General features: G+C 64.1%; 22 protein-coding genes. 16 read left to right on the plus strand and 6 right to left on the minus strand.

What is annotated here, in order from left to right:
- Positions 1-43: 43 nt before the first annotated feature.
- From FJV83_RS20160 to FJV83_RS20185, 6 genes are all read left to right on the plus strand, one after another.
- Positions 44-298 carry a GlsB/YeaQ/YmgE family stress response membrane protein gene (locus tag FJV83_RS20160; RefSeq protein ID WP_019861233.1) on the plus strand — a complete coding sequence of 85 codons (255 nt, stop codon included), beginning with the start codon at positions 44-46 and terminating at the stop codon, positions 296-298.
- Positions 299-323: 25 nt separating this feature from the next.
- Positions 324-470: a hypothetical protein gene (locus FJV83_RS20165; RefSeq protein WP_019861232.1), complete on the plus strand. Its 147-nt coding sequence runs from the start codon at positions 324-326 to the stop codon at positions 468-470.
- 187 nt (positions 471-657) lie between these two features.
- Complete coding sequence (locus FJV83_RS20170; RefSeq protein ID WP_142884564.1) at positions 658-858, plus strand: hypothetical protein; 201 nt, start codon at positions 658-660, stop codon at positions 856-858.
- Positions 859-971: 113 nt separating this feature from the next.
- Positions 972-1,352, plus strand: a complete 381-nt coding sequence (locus FJV83_RS20175) for a hypothetical protein (RefSeq protein ID WP_095772457.1) — start codon at positions 972-974, stop codon at positions 1,350-1,352.
- 354 nt (positions 1,353-1,706) lie between these two features.
- A complete protein-coding gene (locus tag FJV83_RS20180; protein ID WP_095787081.1) occupies positions 1,707-3,977 on the plus strand; it encodes a transglycosylase domain-containing protein in 2,271 nt (756 codons plus the stop codon).
- Between the two features lie 90 nt (positions 3,978-4,067).
- Positions 4,068-4,820: an SDR family oxidoreductase gene (locus tag FJV83_RS20185; RefSeq protein ID WP_019861229.1), complete on the plus strand. Its 753-nt coding sequence runs from the start codon at positions 4,068-4,070 to the stop codon at positions 4,818-4,820.
- A 25-nt stretch (positions 4,821-4,845) separates the two neighbouring features.
- Here FJV83_RS20185 and FJV83_RS20190 read toward each other — a convergent pair whose 3' ends face one another.
- The gene (locus FJV83_RS20190; protein WP_142884563.1) at positions 4,846-5,766 is read right to left on the minus strand and encodes a zinc-binding dehydrogenase; all 921 of its coding nucleotides are present in this window, start codon (positions 5,764-5,766) and stop codon (positions 4,846-4,848) included.
- 101 nt (positions 5,767-5,867) lie between these two features.
- On the opposite strand from FJV83_RS20190, the gene FJV83_RS20195 reads away from it, so the two are divergent.
- Positions 5,868-6,674 (plus strand): helix-turn-helix transcriptional regulator, encoded by an 807-nt coding sequence (locus FJV83_RS20195; RefSeq protein WP_142884621.1) that lies wholly within the window; start codon positions 5,868-5,870, stop codon positions 6,672-6,674.
- Here the strand turns inward: FJV83_RS20195 and FJV83_RS20200 are convergent, their stop codons facing one another.
- Both FJV83_RS20200 and FJV83_RS20205 read right to left on the minus strand, forming a co-directional pair.
- Positions 6,675-8,459 (minus strand): cation:proton antiporter, encoded by a 1,785-nt coding sequence (locus FJV83_RS20200; RefSeq protein ID WP_142884562.1) that lies wholly within the window; start codon positions 8,457-8,459, stop codon positions 6,675-6,677.
- Positions 8,460-8,671: 212 nt separating this feature from the next.
- Complete coding sequence (locus FJV83_RS20205) at positions 8,672-9,121, minus strand: host attachment protein (protein ID WP_142884561.1); 450 nt, start codon at positions 9,119-9,121, stop codon at positions 8,672-8,674.
- Positions 9,122-9,503: 382 nt separating this feature from the next.
- Between FJV83_RS20205 and cysG the strand changes: the two genes are divergently transcribed.
- From cysG to FJV83_RS20240, 7 genes are all read left to right on the plus strand, one after another.
- Positions 9,504-10,958, plus strand: coding sequence for a siroheme synthase CysG (gene cysG / locus FJV83_RS20210; protein ID WP_142884560.1), 1,455 nt, complete (start codon positions 9,504-9,506; stop codon positions 10,956-10,958).
- Entirely contained in the window at positions 10,955-11,248 is a 294-nt protein-coding gene (locus tag FJV83_RS20215) for a DUF2849 domain-containing protein (protein ID WP_095772463.1), read from the plus strand. Before cysG ends, FJV83_RS20215 begins: the two co-directional genes overlap by 4 nt.
- Positions 11,249-11,292: 44 nt before the next feature.
- Complete coding sequence (locus FJV83_RS20220; RefSeq protein ID WP_142884559.1) at positions 11,293-12,963, plus strand: nitrite/sulfite reductase; 1,671 nt, start codon at positions 11,293-11,295, stop codon at positions 12,961-12,963.
- The gene (locus tag FJV83_RS20225; RefSeq protein WP_095787076.1) at positions 12,938-13,702 is read left to right on the plus strand and encodes a phosphoadenylyl-sulfate reductase; all 765 of its coding nucleotides are present in this window, start codon (positions 12,938-12,940) and stop codon (positions 13,700-13,702) included. Before FJV83_RS20220 ends, FJV83_RS20225 begins: the two co-directional genes overlap by 26 nt.
- Before the next feature lie 109 nt (positions 13,703-13,811).
- On the plus strand, positions 13,812-14,342 hold the full coding sequence (locus tag FJV83_RS20230; protein WP_142884558.1) for a DUF934 domain-containing protein: 531 nt from the start codon (positions 13,812-13,814) through the stop codon (positions 14,340-14,342).
- A gap of 96 nt (positions 14,343-14,438) precedes the next feature.
- Entirely contained in the window at positions 14,439-16,046 is a 1,608-nt protein-coding gene (locus tag FJV83_RS20235) for a GMC family oxidoreductase N-terminal domain-containing protein (protein WP_142884557.1), read from the plus strand.
- Between the two features lie 184 nt (positions 16,047-16,230).
- On the plus strand, positions 16,231-16,851 hold the full coding sequence (locus FJV83_RS20240; RefSeq protein ID WP_095772468.1) for a DJ-1/PfpI family protein: 621 nt from the start codon (positions 16,231-16,233) through the stop codon (positions 16,849-16,851).
- 47 nt (positions 16,852-16,898) lie between these two features.
- On the opposite strand, the gene FJV83_RS20245 is transcribed toward FJV83_RS20240, so the two are convergent.
- On the minus strand, positions 16,899-17,921 hold the full coding sequence (locus FJV83_RS20245) for a fatty acid desaturase (RefSeq protein WP_095787073.1): 1,023 nt from the start codon (positions 17,919-17,921) through the stop codon (positions 16,899-16,901).
- An 80-nt stretch (positions 17,922-18,001) separates the two neighbouring features.
- Entirely contained in the window at positions 18,002-18,202 is a 201-nt protein-coding gene (locus tag FJV83_RS20250) for a hypothetical protein (RefSeq protein ID WP_095772470.1), read from the minus strand.
- Positions 18,203-18,439: 237 nt separating this feature from the next.
- On the opposite strand from FJV83_RS20250, the gene grpE reads away from it, so the two are divergent.
- Both grpE and FJV83_RS20260 read left to right on the plus strand, forming a co-directional pair.
- Positions 18,440-19,072 carry a nucleotide exchange factor GrpE gene (gene grpE / locus FJV83_RS20255; protein ID WP_095772471.1) on the plus strand — a complete coding sequence of 211 codons (633 nt, stop codon included), beginning with the start codon at positions 18,440-18,442 and terminating at the stop codon, positions 19,070-19,072.
- Between the two features lie 102 nt (positions 19,073-19,174).
- Positions 19,175-19,807, plus strand: coding sequence for a trimeric intracellular cation channel family protein (locus FJV83_RS20260; RefSeq protein ID WP_142884556.1), 633 nt, complete (start codon positions 19,175-19,177; stop codon positions 19,805-19,807).
- Positions 19,808-19,878: 71 nt separating this feature from the next.
- Here FJV83_RS20260 and FJV83_RS20265 read toward each other — a convergent pair whose 3' ends face one another.
- On the minus strand, positions 19,879-20,754 hold the full coding sequence (locus FJV83_RS20265) for a GNAT family N-acetyltransferase (RefSeq protein ID WP_179296420.1): 876 nt from the start codon (positions 20,752-20,754) through the stop codon (positions 19,879-19,881).
- Between the last annotated feature and the right edge of the window lie 10 nt (positions 20,755-20,764).

Below are 20,764 nucleotides of genomic sequence, written 5' to 3' on the forward strand. Positions count from 1 at the left end.
GCCTTTCGCTCCGCGCTCGCCCCCTTGCTCGGAGGAAATCGCCATGGGCGTAGAAAGCCTTCTCGTCTTCATCATCATCGGTGCCATCGCCGGCTGGCTTGCCGGTCTCATCGTTTCCGGTTTCGGCTTCGGCCTCATTGGCAACATCATCGTCGGCATCGTCGGCGCGTTCATCGCCGGCTGGCTGTTACCGCGGATCGGCTTCTCCATCGGCGGCGGCATCATCGCTTCCATCATCCACGCCACGATCGGCGCCATTATCCTTCTGGTGCTGGTCAAGGTCCTGAAACGAGCCTGAGGCTCGAAACGACAAAGGGCGCGCCATGAAGCAGAATACGCTCTATCTCATCATTGGCGCGCTCGTCGTCGTGGTCATCGCGCTCGGCGTCTATGTCTACCGCGAGCAGACCAAGCCGAAGGGCGTCGAACTCAAGATCGACGACAAGGGCATTTCGATCCAGCAGAACTGAGTTCCCGTCGACGGGGCGCGGCGTCAGGCCCGACACCGGGCGCGCCGGCGTCCTGCAGCACGCCGGCTATCCGCATGGCGTGCGCTTTACAGGCCATGATCGGCACATCGCCGTCGCCGGCAGCCGGATGGTGGATGTCTATGACGGCGACGGTGACTGGAGCGGGCATCGCACGCCGGCGCGCTAGGTGAGCATGCTCGACGAGGACGCCTTCCTGCGCGGCAGGGCCAGCCCCGAGGAAGGCGGCCCGAAAGGCCTTGATATCGACCGGTCGAACAGCGTCGTGGCGATGACCTGCGAGGAGCAGACGCTGGCCCTTTTCGCGCTGTGGTCGATACGCGGAGGAGTTGAAAACTGCCGGCAAGACGGGGCCATAGCATCGGCGTAGTGCCGGAAGCGCCATTATCCCGGCATGGAATTAGAATGACGGATCGGCGCTCTGGCGCTATAATGCGGATACAGGGCGTTTGGGATCAACCAACCTATTGCTAGGAGGTTGCCATGAAACACCAAACACTAGACCAACTGCATGCAGTGGCCGAGGTCAACACACAGCTGGTAATGAGCCGAACCCAACGTCTCATACGTTGGGCCGAGCTTCTTGAACGTGAGCCCAGCCGGCTCCTGATGGCGCTTGCCGGGACCGAATACCGCGCGCCGGCGGAACGCGATGTCATGCGAGCCGATAGCTCGCCGATAGCGGTTGCCTTCACTGACCCCATATTGCACGACGAGGGTCTGAAAGACGACAGTTATGGCGAAGCCAAGCGCTTCTTCGAGCTGACCGACCACCAACTGCACGAGATCGTCTGCTACTGCCATGTCGGCGAGGTTATGCAATCGTCGAGGGCAGCGCTCTCGGTTCGTGCGGCGATCGGCTGATGTCCACCAGGTGATTGCCTGGTGACGGGTGATTTGGGGTGCGGTCGAACGCGTAGCCGCGACCATTTGCGATCGCGCCCCAACATGGAACATGTCCGCGACCGCCTGGGTCACGGCTGAGAATGGTTCGGGCCTTGGCGCCCGGACAAAATGCCACGGCGAGGATTGTTCCATCGCGGCGGGCGCGATCGTTTGCCAGCACCAAAATCAGGGGCTCGAACAACGCGATGACCGCAGGCCCAAGGCATTTGATTATCAATCGCCTCGAATTTTTCCGACTTAACCCGCCCTTAAATCGCCGCATCTACTCTGCAACCGGAGCGCCATTGGCACCGGGGACAGCAAGCGCAGCGCATGGCGAACCGCAGAGACAGCCGCATCGAGCCCAGTTTCGAGGGACCGCCGCAGGCGCGATCCCAGCCGGGTCTTTCGGTGAGCGAGGAGGACCGCGTCGTGCCGAGCAACCGCAAAGCCTCCGCAAAACGCAAATCGTCGAAGGCGAAATCGTCGCGCGGTGGGCGCGGCAGGAGCCGGCGCGGCCTTTTCGGCGTGCTCGGCCGTCTGTTCTACTGGTGCTTCGTGCTTGCCATCTGGGGCGGCATCGCGGTGGCGGGCGTCGTCGTCTATTACGGCGCCAAGATGCCGGCGGCCACCACCTGGTCGATCCCCGACCGTGCCCCCAACATCAAGATCGTCTCGGCCGATGGCCAGTTGCTCGCCAACAGGGGCATGAGCGGCGGCGAAGCCGTCGGCCTGCACGAAATGTCGCCTTACATTCCCGAAGCCGTCATCGCCATCGAGGACCGCCGGTTCTATTCGCATTTCGGCGTCGATCCGATCGGCCTGTCGCGCGCCATGGTGACCAACCTCATGGGCGGGCATTTCTCGCAGGGCGGTTCGACGCTGACGCAGCAATTGGCCAAGAATCTGTTCCTGAAGCCCGACCGCACGCTGGAGCGCAAGGTGCAGGAGGTGCTGCTGGCGCTGTGGCTGGAGCACAAGCACACCAAGGACCAGATCCTCGAAATGTACCTCAATCGGGTCTATTTCGGCTCCGGCGCCTTTGGTGTCGAGGCGGCTTCGCGGCGTTATTTCGGCAAGAGCGCGCGTGACGTCACGCTCTCGGAAGCGGCGCTGCTCGCGGGCTTGCTGAAAGCGCCGTCGCGGCTGTCGCCGGCGCGCGATCCGAAGGCCGCGGAGGAGCGTTCGCAGCTCGTGCTCGCGGCCATGCGTGAAGAGGGCAAGATCAGCGACAAGGAGCTGAAGACGGCGCTCAGCGCGCCGGCGACGCGCGCGCCGTCCTATTGGACCGGCTCGGAAAACTATGTCGCCGACACCATCATGGAAGAACTGCCCGACCTGATCGGCGACGTGCGCGGCGACATCGTCATCGACTCCACCGTCGACCTGAACCTGCAGAAACTCGCCGAGCAGTCGATCCGCCGGCTGATCGACGAAAGCGGCAAGAAGCTCAACGTCACCCAGGGCGCGCTGGTGTCGATCGACGATTCCGGCGCGGTGCGCGCCATGGTCGGCGGCTACGACTATTCGACCAGCCAGTTCGACCGTGCCTCCGAGGCGCGGCGGCAGCCCGGCTCGGCGTTCAAGCCGTTCGTCTACATGGCGGCACTGGAAGCCGGCCGCACGCCTGACAGCATCCGCAACGACGCGCCGATCAAGATCGGCAACTGGACGCCGGACAATTACGGCGGCAAGTATTTTGGCAAGGTCACGCTGGCGACGGCACTGGCCAAGTCGCTGAACTCGGTCGCCGCGCAGCTGACCATGGAGGTCGGGCCAAACGCGGTGCTGGAAGCGGCGCACCGCATGGGCATCCAGTCCGAACTGCAGGCCAACACCTCGATCGCGCTCGGCACCTCGGAAGTGACGCCGCTGGAGCTGACGTCGGCCTATGTGCCGTTCGCCAATGGCGGCTACAAGCCCGACATCCACTTCATCCGCCGCATCACGACCGCCGAGGGCAAGGTGCTCTACGACAGCGCCGGCGGCAGCGCACCGCGTGTGGTGAAACCCGAGATCGTCGGCATGATGAATTCGATGATGACCGGCACCGTCGAGGTCGGCACGGCCAAGAAGGCGGCCTTCGCCTGGCCGTCGGCCGGCAAGACGGGCACCAGCCAGAATTCGCGCGATGCCTGGTTCGTCGGCTATACCGCCAATCTCACCACCGGTGTGTGGTTCGGCAATGATGATGGCACGGCGATGAAGAAGGTCACCGGCGGCGCGCTGCCGGCGCAGGCCTGGCACGAATTCATGGTTGCCGCACATGAAGGCGTACCGGTGCGGCCGCTGCCCGGCACCTGGAAGTCGACGCCGGCCGATACGATAGTGCCCGACGACATACCGTCGGCCGACAACAACCAGCCAGCGCCGGTTCCGTCAGCCTCGGTTGGCCAGCAGGCGCCAGCCGCACAGGCAACCCAGGCGCCGGCGCCGGCCCGGGTGGCGCGGCCTGCCCAGACCGTCGACGCGGATGGCTTCAACATGCCAGCGGATGATGGCACCACTGCTTCGGTCGGCCATCCGGTGCCGCCGGGCAATGTTGGCGGTCCGTTGAAGAAGAGGAAGCAGACCTCGATCCTGGATATTCTGGGCGGCGGCTGACGGCGATCGCCCCGGCGGTTCGCAGCGGCGTCAATCCGCCTCTCGCCAGCGCCACGGTGTTCGGCTACACCTCCGGCCGGAGACCGTGACATGGCCGAACTCGACACCAGAAAAACCATCGTGCTGACCGGCGCCAGCCGTGGCATCGGCCATGCCACGGTCAAGCGCTTTTCGCGCGAGGGCTGGCGCGTCATCACCTGTTCGCGTCAGGCTTTCGCCGAGGATTGCCCGTGGCCGGCAGGTCCCGAGGACCACATCAAGGTCGACCTTGCCGATCAGGAAGATGTCGGCATCGCCGTCTCGGAAATCCGCCATCGGCTGGAAGCACATGGCGGCCAGCTCAATGCTCTGGTCAACAATGCCGGCATTTCGCCCAAGCTGAAGGACGGCAACAGCCGCATGAACTCGATCGACACGCCGATGCATGTCTGGCGCGACGTGTTCCAGGTCAATTTCTTCGCGCCGATCATGCTGGCGCGCGGCCTGTTCAAGGAGCTGGCGACGGCCAAGGGCTCGATCGTCAATGTCACCTCGATCGCCGGCACCCGCGTGCATCCCTTCGCCGGCACCGCCTATGCGACATCGAAGGCGGCTCTCGGCTCGCTGACGCGCGAGATGGCGCATGACTTTGGCCCGCACGGCATCCGCGTGAACGCCATTGCACCCGGCGAGATCGACACGGCGATCCTGTCGCCAGGCACGGAAAAGATCGTCGAGACGATCCCGCTGAGAAGGCTGGGCACCACGGCCGAGGTCGCCGACATCATCTTCTTCCTATGCTCGCAGCAGGCGTCCTATGTGACGGGCTCGGAAATCCACATCAATGGCGGCCAGCACGTGTGAGCAAGCCGACTTCGGCTGGGGTTGCTCATCCGGCCATGGTGAGAACAGCTTTGCCGCTGAAGCTGCGCTGCCGCAGGGCTTCAAGGGCCTGGGCAATATCGGTCCACGGCACGGTCAAGGCGATGCGGGTCTCCAGCCGGCCGGCCGCGGCCAGGGCGAGCAGCGCGGCGATATCGGCGCCAATGCCTGAGCCGGACGTGTAGTAGGCGAAGGTCTGAAGCCGCGCCCCCTCATGGCCCGGAACGAACTGGCGGAAGCCGATGGGCGTGAGCTCGCCACTGCTTGAACCGAGCATGACGATGGTCCCGCCGGGCGCGACGCGTTCGATCGCGCGGGCGAGGCTTTCGCCGCCGACCGACTCGGTGATCAGCGAAAATGGTCCCTCGGCCTGCTCGATCGCCTCGACCACCTGCTCGGCGCCGAGATCGCGGAGATCGCCGGCATGCCGGACGGCGGCGATGGCAGTCACGGAAGCGCCTTGCGCACGGGCGATCTGGATCTGGAAACGGCCGACCGCACCGCTCGCGCCGGTGATCAGCACCCGTTGGCCGGCCAGATCACCGCCATGGCGCAAGGTCCTCAGCGCTGTCGTGCCCGCCACGGGGAGCGTGGCCGCGGAAACGTAGCTGACCTCATCCGGCAGGACGGCGAGACGTTCAGTCGGAACGGCGACGCGTTCGGCCCAGCCGGCCTCGTCGACCAAAGCCACGACGCGGGTGCCCACGGCCGGCCCGGAACCATCGGCTGCCGCTCGCTCCACGACCCCGACGATGTCCTGGCCGGGTATCCAGCCGTCCGGGCGTATGGTGAGCAGGCGCAGTTCGCCGCGGTTCAACGAGGTTGCGCCGACGGCGACCAGAGCCTCGTTCGCGCAAGGCTGTGGCTCGTCCACCTCGGCGAGTTTCAGTCTGACGGCATTGTCGGAAGAGATGGTGAGGGCGAGCATGGGGTACACCTTTGCCGATTGGCGAGAACGACCAAGCCTATCGATTTGTGCTGACGAACAATCTGGATATAAGGGCAATTCATCGCTAAAAACCGTCAATGATGAGACAGCCGCTTCGCTACCCATGGCTCGATTTCGACGTCGATGACGTCCTTGCTCCGGCGATCGCCGTGCGCGTCGACGTCACCGAGAACAAGGCCGAGGTGTCGGATCATTGGCATCGCAAAGGGCAACTCGTCTTCGCGCTTGGCGGCGGCGTCACCTGCCGCGTGCCCAGTGGCCTCTGGATGGTGCCGCCCCATTGCGGCGTGTGGGTGCCAAGCCGCATGCAGCACAGCAACATCGCGACGGCCAATGCGCGGATTTTCTTCGTCTATATCGAGCCGGGCGCGGCTGTGCTGCCGGATCGGTGCTGCACACTTTCGATCTCGCCGCTGCTGCGCGAACTGATCATCGAACTGTCGGACTGCGCGCCTGATGACGCGCGCTGTGCTTTCCTGGGAAGCGTCCTGCTGGCCGAATTGCCCGATATGCCTGTCCAGCAACTGCATCTGCCGATATCCTCCGAACCGCGCCTGAAGCGGATCGCGGAAGCACTGGCGAACGATCCTGCCGATCGCAGCACGCTGGCCGAATGGGCCAAGCGTGTCGCGCTCAGCGAGAGCAGTCTTGCTCGTCTTGTCGTCAAGGAGACAGGCTTGAGCTTTGGCCGCTGGCGCCAGCAATTGCACCTGATCGTTGCGATCAGGGAACTGGCTTCGGGCGCCAGCGTTCAGCGGGTTTCGGGCGATCTCGGCTATGAGTCCGTCACAGCCTTCATCACCATGTTCAGGAAGGCGCTCGGCAAGCCTCCCGCACAGTATCTCAGCAGCATCGCACGCAATGGCGGGTCAGCATTCGTGCCGTGATCAGGCGGCGGACGGTTCGGTCGCAGATGGCTTGTGACCGAGTACCTCCTCGACGATGCCGCGCGCGATTTCGCGCTCGCCCATGATCACCGTGTCGGCGCCGAGCCCCTTGAGATGCTCGACCTCGGCATCGGAATGGGCCCGGGCGACGACGTTGACGCCGGGGTTGGCGGCGCGCGCCCTGAGCACGATCTGGCCGGCTTCGAACGCATTGGGGATGGCGAGGATCAGCCGGCTGGCGCCTTCGGGATTGGCGGCGGCGAACACTTCGGCGTTGGCGGCATTGCCGGCGACGCTCTCGACGCCATCGGCCTTCAGCTTGGCCAGTGTCTTGTCGGCGTCCTCGATGACGAGGAAGGGCAGCTCTGCTTCTTTCAGCGCCGCGCCGACAAGGCCGCCGACACGGCCATAACCGATCAGGATGGCATGGCCGGTAAGCGCCGTCTTCGGCGGAGGGCCGTCTTCCTGTTGGGCTGTTGCGACGACCGAGGCGACCTGGCCCGGTTCGGTCGCCGGACCGACCGGCTTGGCGTCCGCCGGCGGCGCCGTCCTGGCGGCGCGGGCCTCCAGCCACGGCTTCATCCAGTCGATGACCAGGAACATCAGCGGGTTGAGCACGATCGACAGGATGGCGCCGGCCAGGATCAGGTCGCGGCCCTGTTCGGGCAAGAGTTTCAGCCCGACGCCGAGTTCGGCCAGGATGAAGGAGAATTCGCCGATCTGGGCAAGGCTGGCCGAAATCATGAGGGCTGTCGCCAGGGGATAGCCGAAGACGACGACGATGGCGAACGCCGCCAGCGACTTGCCGATGACGATAATGGCCAGTGTCGCCAGGATCGGCAGGCCGTTGCTGAGCAGGCTGAACGGGTCGAACAGCATGCCGACCGAGACGAAGAACAGCACCGAGAAGGCGTCGCGCAGCGGCAGCGATTCTTCGGCCGCGCGGTGGCTAAGCTCGGATTCGCTCATGATCATGCCGGCGAAGAAGGCGCCGAGCGCCAGCGAGACGCCGAACAGTTTCGCCGCGCCGAAGGCGACGCCGAGCGCAATGGCGAGCACCGAGAGACGAAACAATTCGCGTGACCCGGTATGGGCGACGTAGTGCAGAATCCAGGGGATCACCCGGCGGCCGACCACCAGCATGACGACGACGAAGGCGGCGACCTTGGCGAGCGTGATGCCGACGACGCCCCAGATGCCGTAGCCGGCCGGCAGCGACAGCATGCCGCTCGAGTGGACATCGGCCTGTTCCTGGCCACCGAGCACGCCGGCAAGGGCCGGCAGCAGCACCAGGGCCAGCACCATGGCCAGATCCTCGACGATCAGCCAGCCGACGGCGATGCGGCCGCGTTCGGTCTCGATCAGCCGGCGTTCCTGAAGCGCGCGCAGCAGCACCACGGTCGAGGCGACCGACAGTGCCAGGCCGAACACCAGCCCCGCGCCCATCGACCAGCCGAGCATCCAGGACAGTCCGGCGCCGAGTGCCGTGGCAAAGCCGATCTGGACGATGGCGCCAGGCACGGCGATGGCGCGGACCGACAACAGGTCCTTCAGCGAGAAATGCAGGCCGACGCCGAACATCAAGAGGATGACGCCGATCTCGGCCAGTTCGTTGGCAAGGCCGGCATCGGCGACGAAACCAGGCGTATTCGGCCCGACCAGGACGCCGGCTACGAGATAGCCGACCAGCGGCGGAATGCGGAAACGGTTGGCCAGAGCCCCGAAGACGAAAGCCAGCCCCAGACCGGCGACGATGGTGGCGATAAGGGGCGTGTCATGCGGCATTGTCTATGGAGCGCCTTTCAAGTTTGCGATGTCGGATGTGCGCCGCCCTAAGCCGCCGCCTGTTTTGCAATATGGTGGAAGGGGTGACGGTGATGCAACCCGCAGGTGCGAAAATCGACGGTGCGGCGGCAAAATGCTCGACCGGCGGCCGAGAGGCCGCCGGTCCGTTTTGCACTCACTGTTGCGTTGGCTTTGGGATCCATCGCCTGCGGTCAGGCTGCTTGCAGCATGGCCTCGATCTCGGAGATGGCGTGGTTGGTCATGGTTTTTGGAATTTCAGCCGACACCTTGTCACCGACCGCTTTGTGCAGCTTCTTGCGCATGGCGCCGAGCATCACCGGCGGGGCGACAAGCACGATGCTGTCGAACTCACCACCATGGGCGAGCTTGTAGAGCCGGGCCGCGATCTCTTCCGCGAAGCGTTCCTTGCCGATACGGTGCCAGTCGGTATCCTCGACGGCGCTGCGGTGTACGGACGGGCCGTCATTGTACCGGCCGGGGCTGTCGCTTCCCTGTTCGCGGGTGGGCGGGTTGTCCTGTTCCATCACCTGCACGACTTCGAGATTTGGAAACTTGTTGTCGCCGGCATTCTTGAGCAGGAGCGCTTTTTCACCGTCGGCCACCAGGACCCAGATGCCGTGCCTCAGTTTGATCGTGTCCATGAAAGCGCTCCTTTTGATGAATGGCTACGCTTCGGAACGCGTATCAACCCGGCAACGTTCCACCCCCCTACGGCGAAGCGACGGCGGTGCCGCCAACGGTTGAACAGGCGATCCATCAGTGGGCGACTTTAATCTACTGAATTGGTAGAAATTAGAAAAAACTGTTTTGCCAGATAGAGGGCAAGTGGCTAAAAAGACCTGAAATCAAGGCTCGTTTCAGCGGCTTGAATCCGCCCGCACCGAGGATGTGGAATATTTTTCTCCTGCCTTTCGCAGTTGCGAAAAAGCGATTGCCTGCCATCGCAGGATGCGCGAGTGCTTTGCTTCTGGTTTTTCGCGCCGGGGCGTAAAACTGCGACACTGTTCCTGGATTGCTTTTCCCATGCCGCAGGCCAATGCCAAGCTCAATGCCTTCCCCGTCTTCGTGCGGGTCGAGGGCGAAGCCGTGGCCATCGTCGGCGCCGGCGAGGAAGCCTTGGCCAAAGCGCGGCTGATCGGACAGTCGAGCGCGGTGTTACGCATCATCGCCGAAAATGCCGAGCCGGAGCTGCTTGCCTTTATCGCCCAGTCCGGCGCCCACCATGTCGCGGCAGCTTATGACGCTTCGCAGCTGGAAGGCGCGGTCATGGTGTTTGCCGCCAGCGGCGACGAGGCGCTCGACCGCCGTGTCGCAGCCGATGCGCGCGAACTGGGCATTCCGGTCAATGCCGTCGACCGGCCGGAACTCTGCGACTTCTTCACTCCGGCGCTGGTCAACCGTGCGCCGGTCGCCATCGCCATCGGAACGGAAGGCGCCGGCCCGGTGCTGGCCCAGATGCTGCGCAGCCGCATCGATCAGATGCTGTCGCCATCGCTCGGTTCGCTGGCGACGCTCGCCGCCTCCCTGCGTGGGGCAGCCGAGAAATTCCTGCCGAAAGGCAATGCCCGCCGGCGCTTCTGGAACAGCTTTTTCCAGGGTGCGCCTGCCCATGCCATGGAAGCCGGCCAGCTGTCGCAGGCGCATGACGCGGCGGTGGATCTTCTGCTATCGAACGCACCCGCTTCGGGCCACATCGCGCTGGTTGGCGCTGGTCCGGGCGCCGAGGATCTGCTGACGTTGCGTGCCCATCGTCTGCTGATGGAAGCCGATGTCATCGTCCATGACGCGCTTGTGCCGGAGGCGGTCGTCGCCATGGGCCGCCGCGATGCCGAGCGCCTGCCGGTCGGCAAGCGCAAGGGTTGCCACAGCAAGAGCCAGGCCGAAATCAACGCGCTGCTGGTGGAGCTTGGCCGGCAGGGCAAGCGCGTGGTGCGGCTGAAGTCGGGCGATCCGCTGGTGTTCGGCCGCGCCGGCGAGGAAATGGCGGCACTGCGCGATGCCGGTATCGCCTATGAGGTGGTTCCAGGCGTCACCGCTGCCTTTGCCGCCGCCGCCGATTTCGAACTGCCGCTGACCTTGCGCGGCGTCTCCTCGTCCATGGTCTTCACCACCGGCCACGACCTCAAGGGCAATTCGTTGCCCGACTGGGCCAAGCTCGCGATTTCCGGCGCCACCGTCGCCGTCTATATGGGCCGCTCCGTCGCTGCCGAGGTTGCCGGCCGGCTTATCGAAGCCGGCCTGTCGTCGGACACGGCGGTGGCCGTGGTCGAGAATGCCAGCCTTGCCAACCGGCGCCGTTTCCACGGCACGTTGGCCGACCTGCCATCGCTGGAAGCGCGTGGCGATCTTTCCGGGCCGGTAATGACCATCATTGGCGATGCGGTCGCCGGCGCCAACTTCGAACGGTCCGAACCGCTTGCGGCAGCACACAGGAATGAAGGCGCGGCCAAAGCCACCAGCGAGAGAGTTCAGCCATGAAGATACTGACCGCCAACCGCCTGACGGATGGCATCGCCGTCTGGTACGCCGATGGCGGCTGGGCCGAGACGGTGGGCCAGGCCGATCTTGCGCATGACAAGGCGGCCGAGGATCGCCTCGAGGCGATCGGCGCCAAGGCTCATGCCGACAATGAAGTGGTCGACGTCAATCTGATCGACGCGGAAGTCGTCGACGGTGTCGTCGAGCCGGTGCGGCTGCGTGAAAAGATCCGCGCCGCCGGCCCGACCATCCGCGGCGATCTCGGCAAGCAGGCCGAGCGTGCGGCATAGCCAGGTTTGAGTGAAACGGGCGGACGCGCCCTGAAAGACGAAGCATGTACCGTTACGATGAGTTCGACCACGATTTTGTCCAGGCCCGCGTCGCCGAGTTCAGCGACCAGGTCCAGCGCCGGCTGTCCGGCGAGATATCAGAGGACCAGTTCCGGCCGCTAAGGCTGATGAACGGCGTCTACCTGCAGCTGCACGCCTATATGCTGCGTATCGCGGTGCCCTATGGCACGCTGAACGGCAAGCAGCTGCGCATGCTCGGTCACATCGCCCGCAAATACGACAAGGGCTACGGCCATTTCACCACGCGCCAGAACATCCAGTTCAACTGGCCGGCGCTGTCGGACATTCCGGCGATCCTGGCCGATCTGGCGAGCGTCGAGATGCACGCCATCCAGACCAGCGGCAACTGCATCCGCAACGTTACCGCCGACCACTTCGCCGGCGCCGCCGCCGACGAGGTCGCCGATCCGCGTCCCTATGCGGAGATCCTGCGGCAATGGTCCTCGGTGCATCCGGAATTCTCGTTCCTGCCCAGGAAATTCAAGATCGCGGTGACCGGGGCAGAGCGCGACCGAGCCGCCATCCAGACGCATGATATCGGCCTGCACCTGAAGAAGAACGCCGCCGGCGAGCTTGGCTTCGCCGTCTATGTCGGTGGCGGCCAGGGCCGCACGCCGATGGTGGCAAGGAAAATTCGCGACTTCCTGCCGGAAGCCGATCTTCTGTCCTACTGCACGGCGATCCTGCGCGTTTACAACCTCTATGGCCGCCGCGACAACAAGTACAAGGCACGCATCAAGATCCTGGTGCACGAGACCGGCGTCGAGGAAATCACCCGCCAGGTCGAGGCCGAGTGGCAGGAGTTGAAGGACGCCGAGCTGAAGCTGCCGGATGCCGATATCCGCGCCATCCAAGCCTATTTCGCGCCGCCGGCGCTCACCGATCGGCCGGAAGGCGACCAGGCGGTCAAGCTGGCGCGCCTCGATTCCAGGGGCTTTTCGGAGTGGCTCGACCAGAATGTGGTGACGCATCGTCATCCCGACTACGCGGCGGTGACGATCTCGCTCAAGGGCATCGGCGAGGTGCCGGGTGATGCTTCGGACAGCCAGATGGAGGCGGTCGCCGACATCGCGGAAAAATACGCCTTCGACGAGCTGCGCGTAAGCCATGAGCAGAACCTGATCCTGCCGCATGTGGCGCGCGCCGACCTCAAGGCGGTCTATGACGCGCTGGTCGATATCGGGCTGGCGACGGCCAATTCCAATCTGATATCGGACATCATCTCGTGCCCGGGCCTCGACTACTGCGCGCTGGCCACCGCACGCTCGATCCCGATCGCGCAGGAAATCTCGCAACGCTTCGCCTCGCTGGAGCGGCAGCGCGAGATCGGCGAACTGAAGCTGAAGATCTCCGGCTGCATCAATGCCTGCGGCCATCACCATGTCGGCCATATTGGCATCCTCGGCGTCGAGAAGAAGGGCTCCGAGCTCTATCAGGTGACGCTGGGCGGGTCGGCCGACGAGAACACGTCGGTCGGCGAGATCATCGGCCGCGGCTTCTCGTCGGAAGAGATCACCGACGCCATCGAGCAGATCGTCGAGACCTATCTCGGCCTTCGGCTCAACCCTCAGGAAAAATTCATCGACGCCTACCGCCGTGTCGGTCCCGCGCCGTTCAAGGAGGCGCTCTATGCTGGCGAAACCAAGGCCGCTTGACCATATAGCCGACGCTGATGACGGCGTCGCCGCCAAGGCGGCGGGACTTGACGCGCTCTACGGCCATCTGAAGCCGCTCGAGATCATCGAGCGCTCGGCCCGCGAACTGTTTCACGACGAGATATCAGCCGTGTCGTCCTTCGGGGCGGATTCGGCCGTGCTGCTGCACATGATCGCCGAGATCGACCGCACGCTGCCGGTCATCTTCCTCGACACCGGCAAGCATTTCGAAGAGACGCTCGGCTACCGCGACGCGCTCGTCGCCGATTTCGGGCTGACCAACATCCAGGTCATCAAGCCCGAGGAGGCGGCGCTCGCGCGGATCGACCCGACGGGCAATCTGCACCAGAGCAACACCGATGCCTGCTGCGACGTGCGCAAGGTCGAGCCGCTGGCGCGTGGCGTGGCACCCTTCCGCGCCTGGTTCACCGGCCGCAAGCGTTTTCAGGCCTCGACGCGGGCAGCGCTGCCGGTGTTCGAGGCGGTCGGCCCGCGCATCCGCATCAATCCGCTGGCGCACTGGACGACCTCGGACCAGGCCGACTACATGCGGGCGCATGCGCTGCGCGAGAATCCCCTGGTCGCTTATGGCTATCTGTCGATCGGCTGCTTTCCGTGCACGCAACCGGTGCAGCCGGGCGAGGATGCGCGCAGCGGCCGCTGGGCCGGTCATGCCAAGACCGAGTGCGGCATTCACCTGTCGGGACTGGAGAAGTCGCTGACCGACGCATCACTATAGGGTATGCTGATATCCAGCCGGCCTGCGAACGGCGACCTCCCCGGAGGCCGCCGGTTTTGTGCGGGAGGGGCTCTCAGCGGACCTGGATCTTGGGACTTTAGGAATTTTGATGACCGAAACGACGACACCGGAGACCCGGCTCTGGACCCCGCAGGGTTTTCGCGAGGACGAGTGGGCCCATGCCGAAAGTGCCGACGCGCTTTCGGGCAATGGCCGCTTCATCCTGCCGCTGCAGGCGTTCCTCAACCTTGATCCCGAGGTGCGCCGGTCCGCCAAGGAGCGGCTCGGCGTGGTGCTGCAGCCGGGCGATCAGCTCGAGAAGATAGCCGACCTGCTTGACCAGCTGTCGCTGGTGGCGCTGGTCTTCCCGGCCTTCAGCGATGGGCGCTCCTTCTCCAAGGCCGAACTGCTGCGCGGCCGCTACCACTTCGAGGGTGCCGTTCGCGCCACCGGCCAAGTGCTGGTCGATCCGTTGCCGCATATGCTGCGTCTCGGCTTCGACGAGTTCGAGATTTCCAACCCGGTGCTGCTGAAGCGCCTGCAAGAGGAACGCACCGGCGGCTTGGGGCTTTACTACCAGCCAGCCGCCGTGCCGGAGCCCAAGGGCCCGAAATATTCCTGGCGGCGCGTTCGCAGCTGACGTTGGGGTAATTCCACCCATCTTTACATAGGCCGTAATCGAGCCTTCTCTTGGTCATCCGGACGGAAACATCCGCCGGGTGCGAGGGAGGAAGTCATGGATTTCGACTATGTCATCGCCGGCGGCGGGTCCGCCGGGTGCACGCTTGCCGCGCGGCTGTCCGAAGATCCATCGAAAACGGTCTGCCTGATCGAAGCCGGCGGCGCGGGCAGCAACCTGCTTATCCGCGCGCCGGCAGGCATCATTGCATTGTTGCCGGGCCGGCCAAAGATCGACAACTGGGCGTTCGAGACGGTGCCGCAGCAGGGCCTTGGCGGCCGCAAGGGTTACCAGCCGCGCGGCAAGGCGCTGGGCGGATCCAGCGCCATCAATGCCATGCTCTATACGCGCGGGCACCGCGGCGATTACGACGAATGGGCCGAACTCGGCTGCGACGGCTGGTCATGGGACGAGGTGCTGCCGTATTTCCGGCGGGCGGAAGGCAATCAACGCGGCGCTGATGCCCTGCATGGCGGTGACGGGCCGCTGCGGGTTGCCGAGCAGCAAGAGCCACGTCCGCTCTCCCGGGCCTTTGTCGAGGCCTGCGGCGAAAACCAGATCCGGCGCAACGATGATTTCAACGGCGCCGAACAGGAAGGTGCCGGACTTTACCAAGTGACGCAATTCTGGGGCGAACGTCGTAATGGCGAGCGCTGCTCGGCGGCCGCTGCCTATCTGCGACCGGCCATGAACAGGTCGAACCTTACCGTCATCACTGGTGCGCATGCCACGGCGGTCATCCTCGATGGCAAGCGCGCCACCGGCGTGCGGTATCGCGCGGGGAAGGGCGAAGCCATCGCGAAAGCCAGGCGCGAAGTGATCGTCTGTGGTGGCGCCTTCGGTTCGCCTCAGCTCCTGTTGCTATCGGGCATTGGTCCGGCCGCCGAGCTTGCCATGCATGGCATTCCGGTCATTCATGAACTGCCCGGTGTTGGCAAGAACCTGCAAGACCATCTCGATTTCATCATGGGCTGGACGTCAAGGGATGCCGACATGATGGGCATCGGTCTGCGCGGCCTACCTGGCCTGCTGCGGCACATGCTGCGCTGGCGGAAAGATGGCGGCGGTATGATCGCCACGCCCTATGCCGAAGGCGGTGCCTTCCTCAAATCCGATCCGGCGATGGAACGGCCCGACCTGCAACTGCATTTCTGCATCGCGATCGTGGATGATCATGGCCGCAAGCTGCATATGGGATATGGCTTTTCTTGCCATGTCTGCGTGCTGCGGCCACATTCGCGCGGCGAGGTCGGGCTGTCGACTCATGATCCCATGGCACCACCGCGCATCGATCCGCGCTTTCTTTCGGACGAACGCGACGCCGGGCTTTTGCTCAAGGGTGTCAGGATGATGCGCGGTATCCTGGAGGCGCCGGCGCTGGCCAGATATCGCCACAAGGAAATCTACACCGCCGGTGTTTCGAGCGACGCGGAGTTGATGTCCCACATCCGTGCCCGCGCCGACACGATCTATCACCCGGCCGGCACCTGCAAGATGGGCGTCGACGACCTGGCGGTGGTCGATCCGCAATTGCGGGTCCACGGGCTTGAAGCCTTGCGGGTCGTCGACGCCTCGGTGATGCCGACGCTGATCGGCGGCAACACCAACGCTCCGACCATCATGATTGCCGAGAAGGCGGCGGACATGATCAAGGCCGCCGCCTGACCGCGGCTCTGGTCGAACCAGCGAAGCTATTTTCGTCCGCCGAGAAGCGCCTTCGGTCGTGAAGGCGGAAAACTGGTCATACCAATTTGGCAATTTGCGCTTTCCCTGCGACCCTCCTGCCCTTAGGATAGGGAACATTATTTCGAGACCCGAAATAAATTTGGCCACAAGGGAGGAACCAGAAATGGCTGGCAAGAAAATATTGATGCTCGTTGGCGAGTTCAGCGAGGAGTATGAGATTTTCGTCTTTGAACAGGCCATGCATGCCGTCGGCCACATCGTGCATGTCGTCTGCCCGGACAAGAAGGCCGGCGATATCCTCAAGACTTCGCTGCACGATTTTGAAGGCCACCAGACCTACACGGAAAAGCCCGGCCACGACTACATCCTCAACAAGACGTTCTCCGAGGTGGACCCGGCCAAGTATGACGCCGTCTACGCGGCGGGCGGGCGCGGTCCCGAATACATCCGCATCGACAAGCGGGTGCAGGCGCTGGTGCGGCATTTCCACGAGGCCGGCAAGCCGATCTTCACCATCTGCCATGGCGTGCAGATCCTGATTGCGGTCGACGGTGTGGTGCGGGGCAGGGAAGTGGCGGCGCTCCACTATTGCGAGCCGGAAGTGACGCTCGCCGGCGGCATCTACATCGACGTCGCGCCGACCGGCGCCCATGTCGACGGCAATCTGGTGTCGGCCAAGGGTTGGCCGGGCCTGTCCAACTTCATCCGTGAGTGCCTGAAGGTGCTTGGCACCGAAATCCGCCATGGCGAGATCCTGATGCGCGAAGAGCGCCAGGCCGCCTGAACAGGGGTTTGCTTCCGCCGCCGCGCCACGGCGCGGCGGTCGTCGTTCTACATCGTCGCCCGTGCCTCGCGGAACGACACCAGCTTCCGGCGATTCTCGTCCCACAATGCCAGTTTGACGCAGCGCAGGCTGTCGAGCAGCGTGACGCGACCGATGCCGCGCAGTTCCGGATAGTCGCGCAGCACTTCCTGCAGCCGGTAGCAAGGCACCTTGGCGGAGAGGTGGTGGACGTGATGAACGCCGATATTGCCGGTGAACCAGTTCAGCACCGGCGGCAGGTCGTAATAGGACGAGCCATGCAAGGCGGCATGCTGGAACTCCCAGTCGTCATCCTTTGCCCATTCCGTCTCCTCGAACTGGTGCTGGACGTAGAACAGCCAGATGCCTGCCGAGCCGGCGAGAATGACGATCGGCAGATGGACGACCAGGAACGCACCGGGACCGACGGTCCAGATAAGCAGGGCCGCCGCTAGCGCGATGGCGAGATTGGTGGTCATCGACGACACCCAGGGCGTCAGGCCGCCGCGCATCATGCCGATGGGCAGCCTTTGCGAGAAGATGAACAGCCAGATGGGTCCAAGGCCGAACATCACCAGTGGATGGCGATAAAGGCGGTAGGCGAGGCGCCCGCGCCAGGACAATTGCCGGTATTCGGCAACGGTCAGCGTCGTGATGTCACCCATGCCGCGCTCGTCGAGATTGCCGGCGCTGGCATGATGTGTCGCGTGGGCGCGCCGCCAGCAATCGTAGGGTGTCAGCGTCAGGACGCCGAGCGCGCGGCCGATCCAGTCGTCGGCATAGCGGTTGGCGAAGAAGGACCCATGGCCGCAATCATGCTGGATCATGAAGATGCGCACCAGGAACCCCGCTGCCGGAAGGATCAGGATCAGCCCCCACCAATGGCCATAGGCATAGGCAGCCGAGGAGAGCGCCCACAGCGTGGCGAACGGGATGAGGGTGATGGCGAGTTCGACGGCGCTGCGTCGCCGGTCCGGCTTCTTGTAGCGCGCCAGGACCTTCAACCAGGCACGCTTGCTGTTGGCGACCGCATCGGGGGAAATCATGTTCATCAGGAAGCATAGGCACGGCATGTGGCTACCGCAAGGCAGCCATCACGCAAAATTACTGCGCGTAATTGTCGCGTAAAGAGCTACTGCCGCCGCAATCTGGTACCGCCATCCTCGACCCGATCGAGGCGGTCGAGCAATTGCCTGAAGCGGTCATGAGTATCGGTTTCGATACGGAAAGCCGGCAAGGTACGCAGAAAACGCGTCATCGCCTCGGCACCGAACTGGCGCCTGACTTCTGCGGCGAGCCTTTCTGCCTTTTCAGCCTTGTTGCGGGTCATCATTTCAAATCCTGTGTCGGCTCCGAAACTCCTCCAGTAGGGGAATGGTTCCCGCATCACGCTTCCGTGGCAAGCTAAGCCGGCAAGTACGGTAAACTTTGAATTAAAATCTAAGCATCGCCATTGATCACGACCCAGGTCCGGCCCAAGGCTCAATGATCGCTTACCCCTTGATTTTTGGCTGCCAAACCTCGATATCGGGCACAAAATCCATACCATTCGAGATGACGGGAAACGGCGATGAGCGACCAGGCAAAAGACGAACGCGCGCCCAGTGAAGCCGAGGCGACCGAGGCCAATGCCGAGCGGACGGAAGGCAGCATCGATGGCGACTATGAAGCGCTTGTGCGACTGCTGAAGGAAAATGAAGAGCTGAAGGACCGCGCGCTGCGCGTCGCGGCCGAGATGGAGAACCTGCGCCGCCGCACCGCGCGCGACGTACACGACGCGCGCACCTATGCGGTTGCGAATTTCGCCCGCGACATGCTGTCGGTGTCGGACAATCTGCGCCGCGCGCTGGACGCCATTCCGGCGGAGGCGAAGGCCTCGGGCGACGCCGGCTTCAAGGCGCTGATCGAAGGCGTCGACCTGACCGAGCGCGCGATGCTGTCGGCGCTGGAACGGCATGGGGTCAAGAAGCTCGCGCCGGAAGGCGAGAAGTTCGATCCCAATTTCCACCAGGCCATGTTCGAAGTGCCCAATCCCGATGTCCCGGCCAACACCGTCGTCCAGGTCGTGCAGCCGGGCTATTCGATCGGCGAGCGCGTGCTGCGTCCGGCCATGGTCGGCGTCGCCAAGGGCGGCCCGAAGATTGCCGCCGAGGCGCCGGTCGAGCCGGGGCCGGTGAATGAGCAGGCGGAGAAGGATGCGTAGTTAGGGGTAGGGCAGTAGGGAATAAGGCAGTCGTATCAATCGTGCGGCTTCGTGCTATGCATACGCCCAATTCCTAATCCCTAAGCCTACTCCCTTACCGCCATGCATCCCATCGCCCTACTCGACTATGCCGGCGTCGCTGTTTTTGCGGCGACCGGGGCGTTGGCTGCTTCGCGAAAGCAACTCGACATGATCGGTTTCCTGTTCCTTGCTAGCGTCACCGGCATTGGCGGCGGCACGTTTCGCGACCTCATCCTCAACGTGCCGGTCTTCTGGGTTGGAAACCGCGACTATGTGCTGATCTGCGCGGTGGTGGCGATCCTTGTCTTCTTCACCGCGCATCGCGTCGAATCCCGCTACAAGCTGCTGTTGTGGCTCGACGCCATCGGGCTGGCCGCTTTTTCAGTGATGGGTGCGGCCAAGGGCCTGGCGATCACCGGTTCGCCGGTGGTTTCGATCATCACCGGCATGCTGACCGCGACCTTCGGCGGCATATTGCGCGATCTGCTTGCCGGCGAACCATCGGTGCTGCTGAGGCCGGAGATCTACGTCACGGCCGCTCTGGCGGGCGCCGCCATCTTCACATTTGGCGACGTCGCCGGATTGCCCCAGATCGTCTCGGGGTTGGCCGGCTTCGTCGTGGCGCTCGCCGTGCGCGGCGGCGCGCTGCGTTTCGGCTGGTCGTTTCCGTCATACAAGAGCCGGCCAGGCCGGCGGCCGGAGGATATTCCGTAAGGAAGGGAATAGGGAGTAGTCAGTAGTGCGTAGTCAGCGAAGCGTGAATCGTAGCGTCTTGCCTACTGCCCTTACGCCGCAAAGCGCTGCGCTTCCCCGCCATAGTAATTGACGTAGCGGGCGCCGATCTCCTTGACCGGCATCACCACGAAGACATCGACGGTCGAGAATTCGCGGTCGATGACGCAGCCGTCGCCGATGCGGGCGCCGACCCTCAGATAGCCCTTCACCAGAGGCGGCATCGCCGCGATCGCCGCCTTGGTGTTGACCGCCTCGATCGGCATCAGGTCCATGGAACAATAGCGCCCGGACACCGCGCGCACGTCCCAGGCCGAATTCGTGCGGCAGTGATGGGCGAGATAGGTGAGCGCCTCGGCATGCGCCGCCGGCACGGTACCGTGGAAGGAAGCGCAGCCGGTCATCACGCCGATTTCGTAGTGATTGATGTAGGCCCAGATGCCTTGCCACAGCGCCTCGATGGTGCGCTTCGAGCGGTATTCCGGCAAAACGCAGGATCGGCCGAGCTCGAGGAAACGCTGGCCGGGATGGCGGGCGATGAGCTTGGTCAGCTCGAATTCGCCTTCGGAATAGAAGCCCCCGGCGGCGGCCGCGATTTCTTGCCGCAGCAGCCGGTAAGTGCCGACGATGCGGCGGTGTTCGGGGCCGGAAATCGAATTGTCGAAGACGAGCAGATGATCGCAAAGCGGATCGAATCGGTCGGCGTCGCGGCGGTCCTGCGCCTGGAACAGGTCCTTGCGGGCGCCAAGCTCGTCATAGAATACGCGGTAGCGCACTTCCTGCGCGGCCGCGATCTCGGCCTCGTTGCGGGCGAGCCGCACTTCGAGATTGCCAATACGGCCGAGTGCTGCGCCCTTTATGACGGAATCGACATTACGCCCGCCGAGCAAGGCGCTGCTGGCGTTCGGCCGAGTGTCACATTCCGGCATAACTGTATGC

This window comes from Mesorhizobium sp. WSM4307 (genome assembly GCF_007003945.1).
In the GTDB taxonomy this organism is placed as follows: domain Bacteria; phylum Pseudomonadota; class Alphaproteobacteria; order Rhizobiales; family Rhizobiaceae; genus Mesorhizobium.

What these genes read in the sequence shown, in the direction of transcription:
- FJV83_RS20175 (WP_095772457.1), top strand. Translation starts at nt 972, where the DNA reads ATGAAACACCAAACACTAGACCAACTGCATGCAGTGGCCGAGGTCAAC.
- grpE (WP_095772471.1), top strand. Translation starts at nt 18,440, where the DNA reads ATGAGCGACCAGGCAAAAGACGAACGCGCGCCCAGTGAAGCCGAGGCG.
- FJV83_RS20260 (WP_142884556.1), top strand. Translation starts at nt 19,175, where the DNA reads ATGCATCCCATCGCCCTACTCGACTATGCCGGCGTCGCTGTTTTTGCG.
- FJV83_RS20200 (WP_142884562.1), bottom strand. Translation starts at nt 8,459, where the DNA reads ATGCCGCATGACACGCCCCTTATCGCCACCATCGTCGCCGGTCTGGGG.
- FJV83_RS20225 (WP_095787076.1), top strand. Translation starts at nt 12,938, where the DNA reads ATGCTGGCGAAACCAAGGCCGCTTGACCATATAGCCGACGCTGATGAC.
- FJV83_RS20220 (WP_142884559.1), top strand. Translation starts at nt 11,293, where the DNA reads ATGTACCGTTACGATGAGTTCGACCACGATTTTGTCCAGGCCCGCGTC.
- FJV83_RS20195 (WP_142884621.1), top strand. Translation starts at nt 5,868, where the DNA reads ATGAGACAGCCGCTTCGCTACCCATGGCTCGATTTCGACGTCGATGAC.
- FJV83_RS20230 (WP_142884558.1), top strand. Translation starts at nt 13,812, where the DNA reads ATGACCGAAACGACGACACCGGAGACCCGGCTCTGGACCCCGCAGGGT.
- FJV83_RS20165 (WP_019861232.1), top strand. Translation starts at nt 324, where the DNA reads ATGAAGCAGAATACGCTCTATCTCATCATTGGCGCGCTCGTCGTCGTG.
- FJV83_RS20190 (WP_142884563.1), bottom strand. Translation starts at nt 5,766, where the DNA reads ATGCTCGCCCTCACCATCTCTTCCGACAATGCCGTCAGACTGAAACTC.
- FJV83_RS20205 (WP_142884561.1), bottom strand. Translation starts at nt 9,121, where the DNA reads ATGGACACGATCAAACTGAGGCACGGCATCTGGGTCCTGGTGGCCGAC.
- FJV83_RS20245 (WP_095787073.1), bottom strand. Translation starts at nt 17,921, where the DNA reads ATGAACATGATTTCCCCCGATGCGGTCGCCAACAGCAAGCGTGCCTGG.
- FJV83_RS20265 (WP_179296420.1), bottom strand. Translation starts at nt 20,754, where the DNA reads ATGCCGGAATGTGACACTCGGCCGAACGCCAGCAGCGCCTTGCTCGGC.
- FJV83_RS20250 (WP_095772470.1), bottom strand. Translation starts at nt 18,202, where the DNA reads ATGATGACCCGCAACAAGGCTGAAAAGGCAGAAAGGCTCGCCGCAGAA.
- cysG (WP_142884560.1), top strand. Translation starts at nt 9,504, where the DNA reads ATGCCGCAGGCCAATGCCAAGCTCAATGCCTTCCCCGTCTTCGTGCGG.
- FJV83_RS20160 (WP_019861233.1), top strand. Translation starts at nt 44, where the DNA reads ATGGGCGTAGAAAGCCTTCTCGTCTTCATCATCATCGGTGCCATCGCC.
- FJV83_RS20235 (WP_142884557.1), top strand. Translation starts at nt 14,439, where the DNA reads ATGGATTTCGACTATGTCATCGCCGGCGGCGGGTCCGCCGGGTGCACG.
- FJV83_RS20180 (WP_095787081.1), top strand. Translation starts at nt 1,707, where the DNA reads ATGGCGAACCGCAGAGACAGCCGCATCGAGCCCAGTTTCGAGGGACCG.
- FJV83_RS20240 (WP_095772468.1), top strand. Translation starts at nt 16,231, where the DNA reads ATGGCTGGCAAGAAAATATTGATGCTCGTTGGCGAGTTCAGCGAGGAG.
- FJV83_RS20215 (WP_095772463.1), top strand. Translation starts at nt 10,955, where the DNA reads ATGAAGATACTGACCGCCAACCGCCTGACGGATGGCATCGCCGTCTGG.
- FJV83_RS20185 (WP_019861229.1), top strand. Translation starts at nt 4,068, where the DNA reads ATGGCCGAACTCGACACCAGAAAAACCATCGTGCTGACCGGCGCCAGC.